Source organism: Plantibacter sp. H53 (assembly GCF_001650455.1).
GTDB classification, from domain to species: Bacteria; Actinomycetota; Actinomycetes; order Actinomycetales; family Microbacteriaceae; genus Plantibacter; species Plantibacter flavus_A.
On sequence record NZ_LWCT01000050.1, the window covers coordinates 114,032 to 126,681 of the forward strand.

Below are 12,650 nucleotides of genomic sequence, written 5' to 3' on the forward strand. Positions count from 1 at the left end.
TGATCTGCGGTCCTTGCACCTTCGAGATTAACGTCACACCGGACGATTCCCGGTGATTGCCGTGCCGATGCGTAGGTGTGTCGCGCCCGCTTCGATCGCCTCGACGTAGTCGTGGCTCATCCCGATCGACAGACCGTCGGCCTGCGGAGCGAGGGATCGCACCCGCGCGGACGCCGCGACGACGCGCGCGAACGCATCGGCCGGTGGCTCGTCGAGCGGGGCGACGGCCATCACACCTCGCAGGAGGACGCCTTGGGCTTCGAGCGTCTCCGTGGCGAGCGCTTCCAGCGCCGCATCGCCGACCACACCGCCGCGACCCGGGTCGTCGGTCAGGTTCACCTGGAGGAACACCTCGAGGAGGCGGTCCGGTGATGACAGCGCGCGCAGGAGTTCGGGGCGGTCCACCGAGTGCACAGCGTCGACGTATCGGCGCACCTGCTTGGCCTTGTTCGTCTGCAACTGGCCGATGAAGTGCCACCGCAACCCGAGTCCGGCGGCCGCCTCGGCCTTGTCTCGGGCCTCCGGGTGTCGGTTCTCCCCCACGTCGGTGATCCCCGCGGCCGCGAGCTGCTGCACGAGTGCGACCGGATGGAACTTCGTCACGACGATGAGCGTCGGCTCGTGGGAGCGGCCGGCCGCCCGGGCGGCGTCTGCGACGCGGCCGCGGATCGCCGCGAGGCGATCGACCAGAGCCGGATCGGGCTCCGAAGAGCCCGATCCGGCCGGGGTGATCGAGTCGCCGCCCACTACTTCAGGAAGTCGGGGATGTCCAGCTCGCCCTCGTCGTCGAACGAGGGGTCGACGACGGCGGTCTCGACGACCGCTTCAGGCTGGCGGTGCGTCGCGCCGGAGAAGGGCGAGGACGCGTTCTGCCTGGAGCCCCAGTCACCGCCGGAGGCGACCGGCGCCGCAGCAGGTGCCGAGCGGTGCTCGGACGACTCGGAGGCCGCGCTGGCCGAGGTGCTGATCGGAGCACTGGGTGCCTCGTCCGAGGTGCTCATGACGCCGCCCGAGATGACCGCGTCGGCAGGCGAGGCCGCCGTCCTGGTGAGGGGCTCGCCACCGTCGAATCCGGCGGCGATGACCGTGACGCGCACCTCGTCGCCGAGGGTGTCGTCGACGACCGCACCGAAGATGATGTTCGCCTCGGGGTGCACGGCCTCCTGGACGAGCTTGGCGGCGTCGTTGATCTCGAAGATACCGAGGTTCGAGCCACCCTGGATGGACAGCAGGACACCGTGGGCACCCTCGATGCTCGCTTCGAGCAGCGGGGAGGCGACGGCGAGTTCAGCCGCCTTGATGGCACGGTCCGCGCCGCGCGAGGAGCCGATACCCATGAGGGCGGAGCCGGCTCCCTGCATGACCGACTTGACGTCGGCGAAGTCGAGGTTGATGAGGCCGGGGGTGGTGATGAGGTCGGTGATGCCCTGGACACCGGCGAGGAGTACCTGGTCGGCGGTCGCGAACGCCTCGAGCATGCTGATGCCGCGGTCGCTGATCTCCAGCAGGCGGTCGTTCGGCACGACGATGAGCGTGTCGACCTCCTCCTTCAGGCGGGCGACGCCGAGCTCGGCCTGGGCCTGACGGCGACGACCCTCGAAGCCGAAGGGCTTCGTGACGACACCGATGGTCAGCGCACCGATCGACTTCGCGATCCGCGCCACGACGGGTGCGCCACCGGTTCCGGTGCCGCCACCCTCGCCGGCGGTGACGAACACCATGTCGGCTCCGGCGATCGCCTCTTCGATCTCCTCGGCGTGATCCTCCGCCGCGCGGCGTCCGACCTCGGGGTCGGCACCGGCGCCGAGGCCGCGGGTGATCTCGCGGCCGACGTCGAGCTTGACGTCGGCATCGCTCATCAGCAGCGCTTGCGCGTCCGTGTTGATGGCGATGAATTCCACGCCTCGGAGGCCGAGCTCGATCATGCGGTTGACCGCGTTGACACCGCCGCCGCCGATACCGACGACCTTGATGACGGCGAGGTAGTTCTGGTTTGTAGTCACTTCAGGCCTCCGTGAGAACTCTCAACCTCTAGTTAAGGTTTAAAGTTATGCTGCGTATGCATTTTCTGTCCTGAGCACGACGTTAGGGCCCAGCCCCGACCGTGTCGGGACGCTTCCGGGCGTGTCGGCACATCGACGGGAATATCCCGGTGCGCTTCCTCAGCGGACGATGGCGGCGGACGGCGACGACACGTCGTACTGGTTCACCTGGGACGGGTCGGTGGCCGCCATCGTGGTCGCGAGGATCCGCGCTTTGAGGACCGAGTCCTCCGCACTCCCCCACACGACTTCGGCGGGCGAGTCCACGAGCGTGAGGGTGACGTCGTCCGCGGTCGACGCCGAAACGGACGCCACTCGGGCGCGCAGATCCGTCGGCAACGCCCGGATCACTGCGGCCGCGGCGACGAAGCCTTTGGAGGTCGGGCCACCGGTGACCATGAGCGTGGGATACCCGGCGATCGGTTGGTCGCTGCGCTCGATGGTGACCCCGGCGGCGTCGACGAGGGTGTACACCGACCCTGATTGCAGGACGCCCACCGGCTCGCGTTCGACGATCCGCACGACGAGCGTGCTCGGGGGCTGGGATTCGAGGGAGTAGCTCGCGATGAGCGGGTACCCGACGAGTACCGCCTTGACGGCGCCAGCGTCGACCAGGGCGAGCGGGCGACCCAGCTGGTCGCTGAGCGCCTCGGTGATCTCGGCCTGGTTCACCCGGCTCGCACCGACGACCTCGATGGACCGGACGGCCAGCAGGGGCGAATAGGCGCCCGCGAGCGAGACGACGATCAGCACGCCGAGGATCGCGGCGGCGATCACCCAGGGACGGTGGCGGCCTCGCTTGCGGGCCGTGAACCGACGGATCTCCTGGCGTTCATGACGACGTCGCAGCTTGGCGGCCTCACGCGGGGTGAGGAACGCCTCGTCCTCCGGTTCGTCCGGGCGCTCCATGGTCGCCGTAGACGAGGCGGAGGACGTCGCCGCCGGCTTCGCTCCGACCGTCGAGGACGGCGCCGCCGTCGATGTGCCTGACGCCGACTTCGACTTCGCCTTCGCCGTGGAGCCCGACGGCTTGGACGGTGCGCCGGCGTCCGACCGCTTCGGCCGGAGCCGCGCGGCGTCCAGCTCGATGACGTCCGTCTCCTGCTCGCCGCCGGGCTCAGCGGGCACACCGCCACGGTCGACCGGGGCCGACACCGCCGGCCGTGTCTGACGCTCGGGGCGCGGACTGGCCGCGGGGTCGAAGCCGTCCGGGCGCTTCACCGGACGCCCATCAGACGGACTCGCGACCGGCGATGGCCTCGAGGAGCTGCGGAACGATCCGGTAGACGTCGCCGCATCCGAGCGTGATGACGAAGTCGCCTGGTCGCACGACCGTCGCCGTGTAGTCCGCGGCGCGCTGCCAGTCGTCGATGTACGCGACGCGGTCCGCGTCGGAGAACCGGGTCGACACGGTCGCACCGGTCACGCCGGGCTCGGGGTCCTCGCGCGCACCGTAGACCTCGAGCACGACCGTGTGGTCGGCGTACCGTTCGAGGGCGTCGGCGAACTCCTGGGCGAACAGTCGGGTCCGGCTGTACAGGTGCGGTTGGTGGACGGCGATGATGCGTCCGTCGCCGACCACGGTGCGCGCTGCGGCGAGGGCTGCGGCGACCTCGGTGGGGTGGTGCGCGTAGTCGTCGTAGACGCTCACACCGTCGACGACACCGTGCAGTTCGAATCGGCGCTGCGTCCCGCCGAAGGCGGTGATGCCTCGGAGCGCGTCCGCCGGGTCGAATCCGACACCGACGAGGACCGCGAAGGCGCCGGCCGCGTTGACGGCGTTGTGGCGCCCGGGCACGCGGAGGGTAGCCGCGTAGCTGGTGCCCTCGTAGCTGAGTTGGAAGGAGACCGGACCGGTGGAGCCGACGTCGTGCAGTCGGACGTCCGCGTCGGCGGCCTCTCCGAACGTCAGCACACGCTTGCCGTCCGCGGCCTCGCGGAGCGCCGGGGTGATCCGGACCGCACCGGCGTCGTCCGAGGAGATGACGACGAGTTCGCGTGCCTGCTGGGCGAAGGTCACGAACGCCTGCTCGAACGCTTCGAGCGAGCCGTAGTGGTCCAAGTGGTCCGGGTCGATGTTCGTGATGAGCGCGACCGCCGTGTCGTAGAGCAGGAACGAACCGTCCGACTCGTCCGCCTCGACGACGAACAGCTCTCCGGCGCCTCTGGCCGAGCTCAGCCCAAGGGACTCGATCACGCCACCGTTGACGAAGCTGGGGTCGGCACCGAGCTCCAGGAGCGCCGTGATGATCATGCCGGTCGACGTCGTCTTCCCGTGGGCCCCCGCGACGGAGATGAGTCGCGTCCCGGAGGTCAGCCATGCGAGCGCCTGTGATCGATGCAGGATCGTGAGACCCCGTTCCTTCGCGAGCAGGTACTCGGGATTGTCAGCCCAGAGCGCTCCGGTCACGACGAGGGTGTCAGCGTCGCCGACGTTCCGTGCATCGTGCCCGATGGCGACCGGGATGCCGAGCTCGCGCAGTGCGTCGATGTTCTTCGACTCGCGCACGTCCGAGCCGGTCACACGCGATCCGGCGCTCACGAACAACCGGGCGATGCCGCTCATCCCGCTGCCGCCGATGCCGACGAAGTGCACGACGCCGAGGTCGGCGGGGATCTCGACGGTGGGGTCTGGCTTGATCACGGTGTCACGCTTTCTGGGAAGACTGGATCACCGGCCGCGCACGCGCTGCACCGATGGTTGGAGCGCCTCATCGATGAGGGCGATGACGCGAGCCGTGCCGTCGGAGACGCCGACGCTCTTGGATTGGGCGGCCAGGTCGTCCACCCGGTGCCGATCGCTCAGCAACGGGACGAGGTGCTCACGCACCCAGACCGGCACGAACTGCGCGTCATCTACCATAACCGCTCCCCCGGCCCGCACGACGTCGGCGGCGTTGAAGCGCTGCTCACCGTTGCCGACCGGATAGGGGACGTAGACGGCCGGGAGCCCGACCGCGCACAGCTCGCTGACCGTGGCGCTGCCGGCACGCGACACCGCGAAGTCGGCGGCGGCGATGGCGAGTTCCATCCGGGAGCAGTACTCGAGGAGGTGGTAGTGGTCGACACCGGGATCCGAGATCTCGCTCTTCGCACCCGTGATGTGGAGCACCTGCCAACCTGCCGCGACGACGTCTTCGGCGCTCTGGCTCATCGTCGCGTTGATCCGTCTCGCACCGAGCGAACCGCCGGTGACGAGCAGCAGTGGTCGGTCCGGCACGAGGCCGAACTCCGCGAGGGCCGCCGGCCGGAGCGCCTCGCGGTCCAGCTCCTCGATCTCGCGACGCAGCGGCATGCCGACGAAGCGTGCGTTGCGGATGGGCGTGTGGTGGAAGGCGACACCGACGTAAGGCGTGTACCTCGCGCCGAGCCGGTTCGCGAGGCCCGGACGGGCGTTCGCCTCGTGGATGACCAGCGGAACACCGGCGCGCCTGGCCGCCGTGTACGCCGGTGCGGCCGCGTAGCCGCCGAAACCGATCACGACGTCCACCCGGTGCTCCCGGATCATCGCGACCACGGCTGCGACCGTCCGGCGGAGGCGACCGGGGAAGCGGAGCGCATCGATGTTCGGCCGGCGGGGGAAGGGCAGTTTGGGGATCGTGAGCAGTTCGTAGCCGCGTTCCGGGACGAGTCGCGCCTCGAGGCCCTCCGCCGTACCGACCACGAGGATGGTCGCCTCAGGGTCTCTGGCGCGGAGGCCGTCGGCCACCGCCAACAGCGGATTGACATGGCCGGCGGTGCCGCCGCCGGCCAGGAGGAAGGTCGTCATCGGGTGACTCCGGAGGATTGGGGACGTCGAGCGGGTGACCGACGGGACTGCTGGGACGCGGGGCGCCCCCGCTCCCGGGCGAACGACAGGACGATCCCGATCGCGACGAGGGTGGTGAGCAGCGCCGTGCCGCCCGAGGACAGGAGCGGTAACGGCACGCCGAGCACGGGGAGGACTCCGAGGACGACGCCGATGTTCACGAGTGCCTGGCCGATGATCCAGGCCATGATGGCGCCGGTGGTGATCCGGACGAAGGAGTCGTCGCTGGTACGGATCACCCGGATGAACATGACGGCGAGGAAGACGAACAGTCCGAGGACGAGGACGGCGCCGATGAGGCCCAGCTCCTCGCCGATCGCCGCGAAGATGAAGTCGTTCGAGATCGCCGGCAGCCATCCGTACTTCGCGCGCGAGTTGCCGAGACCGACGCCCCAGAGGCCGCCGTTCGCCAGGGCCCACGTGCCGTGGGTCGACTGCCAGTCGGCGTTCTCGTAGTCGCCCTTGCCGTCGCCGAAGAACGCCATGATGCGCTGCATGCGGTTGGCGCTCGTGACGGCCATGATGAGGAACAGCACGGCCCCGGCGACCACCGGGATCGCGATGTAGCGCAGTCGCACTCCGGCGAAGTACAGCGCCGAGAACACGATGAGGGCCATGATCACGACGGTACCGAGGTCGCCACCGAGCAGGACGAGGCCGATGGAGAGACCGGCGAAGGGGATGACCGGGATCAGGGCGTGCTTCCATTCGAGGAGACGCGGCTGCTTGATCGTCAGCACGAGCCCGAGCCACACGACCAGCGCGAGCTTGACCGCTTCCGAGGGCTGCGCGGTGAAGCCGCCGATCTCGATCCAGTTGCGGTTGCCGCCGATCTCGTAGCCGAGCGGTGTGAAGACGAGCAGTTGCAGGCCCATGGCGACGAGGAGGAACACCCACGCCCACTTCTTCCAGAACCGTGCCGGGAAGCGGCTCACGATCAGCATGAGCGGGACACCGATCATCGCGAAGGTCGCCTGGCGCCAGAACAGCCCGAAATACCCGTCGCCGGCCTCGTAGGACTCGACGGAGGACGAGGACAGCACCATGACGAGCCCGAGCCCGACGAGGAAGAGGGTGACACCCAGGAGGAGGAAATAGTTTTTCGACTCCGGACGCAGCACCTTGCCCAGCGAGATCCGTGCACTCGACATGCCCTTCGGCGACGTCGGCGCGTCGGGTGTCCCACTGCCTGAGGCGGTCGTCGTCATCCGGGACGACGAGGACCGCGCGCGGCGCGGGTCAGCGCGAGGCGGATCGATCATCCGCCTCACCTCCCAGCTCTGCTTCGACGGCGGCCTGGAACAGGCGACCACGGTGTCCGTAGTCCGTGAACTGGTCCATCGAGGCGGCTGCAGGAGCGAGGAGCACGGTGTCCCCTGCCTGCGCGACCTCGGCGGCCCGGCGAACGGCCTCCGGCATGACGTGTTCAGTCTCCGCTGCGTCGACCTCGATGACGGTCAGCGTCGGCGCGTGTCGCGCGAATGCCGCGAGGACCTCCGAGCGGTCGGCGCCGATCACGACGGCCGCGCGCAGGTGGTCGGCGTGCCGCTCCACCAGACGATCGATCGAGACGCCCTTCAACAGGCCTCCGACGATCCACACCACCGAGCGGTAGGCGGCGAGCGAGGCGTCGGCGGCGTGCGGGTTGGTGGCCTTCGAGTCGTCGATCCAGTCCACCTCGAGCCTTCGCGCGATGAGCTGGATCCGGTGCGCGTCCAGGCCGAACGACAGCAGGGTGTCGCGCACCGCCTCGACCGTGATGCCGGCGGCCCGGGCGAGTGCCGCGGCCGCCAGGATGTTGGCGACGATGTGCGGAGCGGCGAGTCCGCGCTGGGCGAGCGCTTCGACCGTCGTGATCTCGAGGGCGCTCGTCCGACGGTCGTCGAGGAACGCGCGGTCCACCAGGATGCCGTCCACGACGCCGAAGTCGCTCGGTCCGGGGACGTCGAGGCCGAACCCGACGGCGCGGGCGCCGTCGACGACCTCGGCCTCCTCGACCATCGACATGGTCGCCGCGTCAGCGCGGTTGTAGACGCACGCGACCTTCGTGTTCTCGTACACCACGGCCTTCGCCGCCCGGTACGCCTCGGCTGAGCCGTGCCAGTCGAGGTGGTCGTCGGCGAGGTTCAGGCAGACGCTGGCGAGCGGTGAGACGATGCTCCGACCGCCCTGCAGGCCGAGGGTGTGCAACTGGTAACTGGAGAGCTCGACGACGAAGAAGTCGAAGCCCTGCGGATCACGGACGGCGTCCAGGACCGGGACGCCGATGTTGCCGCAGGGCGCCGCGCGGAAGCCCGCCTCGACGAGCATCGACGCCGTCAGCTGAACGGTGGTGGTCTTGCCGTTCGTGCCGGTGACGCAGATCCACTCGGCCGGGGTGCCGACCTTGTCGCGGACCCGCCAGGCGAGCTCGATGTCACCCCAGACGGCGACCCCGGCCGCCTGCGCCCACGTGACGACGGCGTGGTCGGGGTGGAATCCGGGTGAGACGACGACGAGCTCCGGAGCGAACTCGACGAGCTCTGACGGCACGGTCGACAGGTCCCGCTGGATGAGCCGCGCACCGATGACGCCGACGAGTTCGGCGCGTTCGTCCGCGGCCTCGCCTGCCAGGACCAGTACCTCCGAGCCGAGCTCGGCGAGGGTGTCAGCGACGGAGAACCCGCTCATCCCGAGTCCCAGGACGGCGACCCGCAGACCACGCCAGTCGGCGTGCCAGCTGCGGAGCCCGTCGAGGCGCTCAGCGCTCATCGGCTCAGCCACTCGAGGTAGAAGGAACCCACACCCGCGGCGACGAGCAGACCGCCGATGATCCAGAAGCGGACGACGACGGTGACCTCGGCCCAACCCTTGAGCTCGAAGTGGTGGTGGATGGGGCTCATGAGGAAGATGCGCTTGCCGTGGGTCGCCTTGAAGTAGACCCGCTGAACGATCACGGAACCGGCCTCGATGACGAAGAGACCACCGACGAGCACCAGGAGGAGCTCGGTCTTGCTGAGGATGGCCAGAGCCGCGAGCGCTCCACCGAGCGCCAACGACCCGCTGTCACCCATGAAGATCTGCGCCGGCGAGGTGTTCCACCAGAGGAACCCGATGAGTGCTCCCACGATCGCCGCTGCGACCACGGCGAGGTCGAGTGGATCCCTGACGTCGTAACACTTGTAGGCGACGTCGGAGGCGAGCGAAGAGCTGAAGCACGACTGGTTGAACTGCCAGAAGCCGATGATGATGTACGAGCCGATCGCGAGGATCGAGGCGCCGGTGGCGAGCCCGTCGAGCCCGTCGGTGACGTTCACGCCGTTCGACGTCGCGGCCACGATCACCGAGGTCCAGAGGATGTACAGCAGGATGCCGATCACCGGGATGCCGATCGCCATGAAGTTGATCGGGATGTCGCGGATGATCGAGATGTTCGTCGACGCCGGGGTGAACCCCTCGGTGTTCGGGAAGTTGATCGCGAGGACGGCGAAGACCGTCGCGACGATGAGTTGCCCGGCGACCTTCGCCCACCCGCCGAGGCCGAGGCTCTGCTTCTTCCGGACCTTCAGGAAGTCGTCGATGAATCCGACGATGCCGAGGCCGACCATCATGAGCAGGACCAGGAGCGCCGAGACCCCGACCTGCTCCTGGAAGATCAGATAGCTCGCGAAGAAACCGACGAGGGTGCCGACGATGATGATGACGCCGCCCATCGTCGCGGTCCCGCGCTTCGTGTGGTGGCTCTGTGGTCCGTCGTCACGGATGAACTGGCCCCAGGCCAGCTTGCGGAACGCTCTGATGAACAACGGGGTCAAGAAGAGGGAGAACGCCAGCGAGATCGCTCCCGCGGCCAACAGGACTCTCATGCGTACAACTCCCCCAGTCGATCGCCCAGCAACCGGAGTCCGGCCGCGTTGGACGATTTGACGAGCACGGTGTCGCCCGGGGCGATCTCCGCGCTCAAGTACGCGAACGCCTCGTCCGCGGTCGCGAAGTACACCGACTCCCCGTCCCACGACCCCTCGTTGATCGCGGTGATGTGCATGCGGCGGGCCTCGGGGCCGACCACGACGAGGCGGCCGATGCCGAGCCGGACGACCTGAAGCCCGATCCGGTCGTGTTCCTCGCCCGCCCAGTCGCCCAGTTCGCTCATGGCACCGAGCACCGCGATGGTCCGGCCGCGTTCAGCACCGATCTGGGCGAGGGTCCGGATGGCGGCCGACATCGAGTCGGGGCTGGCGTTGTAGGCGTCGTTGATGATGGACACGTCGTGGCGTCCACCGAGGGGCTCCATCCGCCAGCGCTCCGCCCGACTCACGCTCTCGAGGGCGTCGACGATGAGGTCGATCTCCACACCGAGTTCGTGGGCGGCTGCGGCCGCGGCGAGGGCGTTCATGACGTGGTGCTCACCGAGCACCTTGAACCGGACGGGCGCTGAGGAACCGTCGGGCAGGTGCAGCGTGAACGCGGTTCCGGACGCCGTCGCGGCGATGTCGGTCGCGCGAACGGCGGCGCGATCGTCGAGGCCGAACCAGAGCACGCGTGCCTGGGTGGCATAGGCCATACCGGCCACCCGTGGATCGTCGAGGTTGAGGACGGCGACGTCCTCCGGGAGCAGCTCGGACACCATCTCGGTCTTCGCCGTGACGGTCGCTTCGATCCCGCCGAACTCCCCCGCGTGCGCGAGTCCGACCTTCAGGACCACGCCGATGTCGGGCTTCGCCATGCGGATGAGTCTGGCGATCTCGCCGATGCCGCTGGCACCCATCTCCGCGACGAGGAACCGCGTCTCGTTCGTCACGCGCAGCATGGTGATCGGCGCTCCGACCTCGTTGTTGAAGGAGGCCTTGGGGCTGACCGTCTCCCCGACGCGCTCGAGGACCGCGGCGAGGAGGTTCTTGGTCGTGGTCTTGCCGTTGGAGCCGGTGATACCGACGATCCGGAGTCGTCCGAGCGCGCGCACCCTCGTGATGACCTCGGTGGCGAGGGCACCGAGCGCGGTCACGGAGTTCTCGACGACGATCTGCGGCACGGCGACGGCCAGCTCCCGTTCGACGATGAGCAGGGCGGCGCCGTTGGCGACCGCCGCATCGGCGAACAGGTGTCCGTCGGTCTCCTCGCCGGGCTTCGCGACGAAGATGTCGCCGGGCGTGACGAGTCGGGAGTCGGTGTCGGCGACGCCGGACACGACGAGGCCGGGGTCAGCCGGACCGGGGATCAGTCGGCCGTCAGTCGCCGCGGCGATCTCGGTGAGGGTCAGGTCGATCATCAGAGCCACCCTGCCTCACGCAGCGCGTCGCGCGAGTCGTCGCGCGCCGAGTACGGGAGCTTCACGCCGGCCACCTCGTGGTAGTCCTCGTGCCCGGGTCCGGCGTAGAGGATGGTGTCGCCCTGACCGGCCAGCGCCAGCGCCGTGCGGAACGCGGTCGCCGGGTCGGCGACCTCGTGCAGCTCGCCGTCCGGTGCGGCTTCGCGGGCGGCCTCGAGGAGCACGCGTCGGATCGACGCCGGGTCCTCGCTCCGGGGATGGAAGTCGGTGACCACCACGACGTCGGCACCCCGGGCCGCGATCGCGCCCATGTCGCGACGCTTCGTCGTGTCGCGGTCTCCGTCGGCGCCGAACACCATGATGACGCGGCCCGGCGTGACGGCGCGGATGGCCGCGAGGGTGTTGAGGAACGCGTCGGGGCTGTGCCCGTAGTCGATGTACACGACCGGGCCGCGGTCGCCGCTGATCCGCTCGGCACGCCCGGGGATGTAGGCGTCGATCCCACCGTCCCGTTCGAGGGCCTGGGCGATCATGTCGAACTCCACACCGGACTCGACGAGCATCACGATCGCGAGCGCGGCGTTCGCCGCCATGAACCAGCCGAGCAGCGGCACGCTCGTCACGAGCACCTGGTCGCCGGGGCCGTCGAGGCGGAACGACGTGGAACCGGCGGTCTCCTCGAGGATCGTCATGCGCCAGTCGGCGTCGACCTCCGGGCGGGTCGTCAGGGTCGTCACCGGGATCCGGCTCTGCTCGACAAGTCGGCCGCCCCACTCGGAATCGATCGTGACGACACCACGTCGTGCGCGATCGGGTTCGAACAGCTCCCGCTTGGCCGCGAAGTACTCGTCGAAGTCGCCGTAGTCGTCGAAGTGGTCGTGACTGAGATTGGTGAAGCCGACGACGTCGAAGACGATGCCGTCGACGCGGTGCCTGGTCAGCGCCTGGGCGGAGACCTCGATGGCGACCGCGCGCACTTCGGACTCGCGCATGCGTGCGAGTAGCGCGTGCAGCTCACTGGCCTCCGGCGTGGTGAGGGAGCTCGTCACCGCGAGGTCGCCGATGCGCCGCTCCGCAGTGGAGCTCAGCCCGGCGACGATCCCGAGTTGCGCGAGCATGCCGCTCAGGAGGTAGACCACGCTCGTCTTGCCGTTGGTGCCGGTCACGCCGAACAGCGTCGGCGGCTCCTCGGCGGTGCGGTAGACCCAGGCTGCGAGGTGCCCGAGCGCGGCACGCGGCTCGGGCACGACGATGATCGGCAAGCCGGCCGCTGCGGCCAGGTCTCGTCCGGTGTCGTCGGTGAGCACGGCGACCGCGCCGCGTTCCTTCGCCTGCTCCGCATACGCGGCACCGTGGGCGCGGACACCCGGCATGCCGATGTAGAGGTCACCGGGCTCGACGGCACCGGAGCTCAGACTGACGCCGCTGATCTCCACGCCGTCGGCCGAGCCGTGCAGGTCGAGGTCGAATTCGGTCACCAGCTGCGAGAGCGCCCGCCGTTGCGGATGTTCCGGCCTGAGGCTGATCGGGCCCTGATTGTTCACGCTGAGCC

10 protein-coding genes are annotated in these 12,650 nt (G+C 69.2%); all 10 read right to left on the reverse strand.

What is annotated here, in order from left to right:
- Window positions 1–33: 33 nt before the first annotated feature.
- A complete protein-coding gene (locus A4X17_RS17840; RefSeq protein ID WP_231884433.1) occupies window positions 34–747 on the reverse strand; it encodes a YggS family pyridoxal phosphate-dependent enzyme in 714 nt (237 codons plus the stop codon).
- Window positions 747–2,003 (reverse strand): cell division protein FtsZ, encoded by a 1,257-nt coding sequence (gene ftsZ, locus A4X17_RS17845; RefSeq protein WP_064296993.1) that lies wholly within the window; start codon window positions 2,001–2,003, stop codon window positions 747–749. The genes A4X17_RS17840 and ftsZ overlap by 1 nt, the downstream gene beginning before the upstream one ends.
- Window positions 2,004–2,162: 159 nt before the next feature.
- Complete coding sequence (locus A4X17_RS17850; protein ID WP_231884434.1) at window positions 2,163–3,263, reverse strand: FtsQ-type POTRA domain-containing protein; 1,101 nt, start codon at window positions 3,261–3,263, stop codon at window positions 2,163–2,165.
- A 10-nt stretch (window positions 3,264–3,273) separates the two neighbouring features.
- Window positions 3,274–4,686, reverse strand: coding sequence for a UDP-N-acetylmuramate--L-alanine ligase (gene murC / locus A4X17_RS17855; protein WP_064296994.1), 1,413 nt, complete (start codon window positions 4,684–4,686; stop codon window positions 3,274–3,276).
- Window positions 4,687–4,713: 27 nt separating this feature from the next.
- Window positions 4,714–5,811, reverse strand: a complete 1,098-nt coding sequence (locus tag A4X17_RS17860; protein ID WP_064296995.1) for a glycosyltransferase — start codon at window positions 5,809–5,811, stop codon at window positions 4,714–4,716.
- Window positions 5,808–7,112 (reverse strand): putative lipid II flippase FtsW, encoded by a 1,305-nt coding sequence (gene ftsW / locus A4X17_RS17865; RefSeq protein WP_064296996.1) that lies wholly within the window; start codon window positions 7,110–7,112, stop codon window positions 5,808–5,810. Before ftsW ends, A4X17_RS17860 begins: the two co-directional genes overlap by 4 nt.
- The gene (murD, locus tag A4X17_RS17870) at window positions 7,090–8,601 is read right to left on the reverse strand and encodes a UDP-N-acetylmuramoyl-L-alanine--D-glutamate ligase (RefSeq protein ID WP_064296997.1); all 1,512 of its coding nucleotides are present in this window, start codon (window positions 8,599–8,601) and stop codon (window positions 7,090–7,092) included. Before murD ends, ftsW begins: the two co-directional genes overlap by 23 nt.
- The gene (gene mraY / locus A4X17_RS17875; RefSeq protein ID WP_064296998.1) at window positions 8,598–9,695 is read right to left on the reverse strand and encodes a phospho-N-acetylmuramoyl-pentapeptide-transferase; all 1,098 of its coding nucleotides are present in this window, start codon (window positions 9,693–9,695) and stop codon (window positions 8,598–8,600) included. The genes murD and mraY overlap by 4 nt, the downstream gene beginning before the upstream one ends.
- Window positions 9,692–11,098 carry a UDP-N-acetylmuramoyl-tripeptide--D-alanyl-D-alanine ligase gene (gene murF / locus A4X17_RS17880; protein WP_064297039.1) on the reverse strand — a complete coding sequence of 469 codons (1,407 nt, stop codon included), beginning with the start codon at window positions 11,096–11,098 and terminating at the stop codon, window positions 9,692–9,694. Before murF ends, mraY begins: the two co-directional genes overlap by 4 nt.
- The gene (locus A4X17_RS17885) at window positions 11,098–12,642 is read right to left on the reverse strand and encodes a Mur ligase family protein (RefSeq protein ID WP_231884435.1); all 1,545 of its coding nucleotides are present in this window, start codon (window positions 12,640–12,642) and stop codon (window positions 11,098–11,100) included. Before A4X17_RS17885 ends, murF begins: the two co-directional genes overlap by 1 nt.
- Window positions 12,643–12,650 lie beyond the last annotated feature (8 nt).

Excerpts from the sequence above, each read along its gene's own strand:
- ftsW (WP_064296996.1), bottom strand. The coding sequence starts at position 7,112 with ATGATCGATCCGCCTCGCGCTGACCCGCGCCGCGCGCGGTCCTCGTCG.
- A4X17_RS17860 (WP_064296995.1), bottom strand. The coding sequence starts at position 5,811 with ATGACGACCTTCCTCCTGGCCGGCGGCGGCACCGCCGGCCATGTCAAT.
- murF (WP_064297039.1), bottom strand. The coding sequence starts at position 11,098 with ATGATCGACCTGACCCTCACCGAGATCGCCGCGGCGACTGACGGCCGA.
- murD (WP_064296997.1), bottom strand. The coding sequence starts at position 8,601 with ATGAGCGCTGAGCGCCTCGACGGGCTCCGCAGCTGGCACGCCGACTGG.
- mraY (WP_064296998.1), bottom strand. The coding sequence starts at position 9,695 with ATGAGAGTCCTGTTGGCCGCGGGAGCGATCTCGCTGGCGTTCTCCCTC.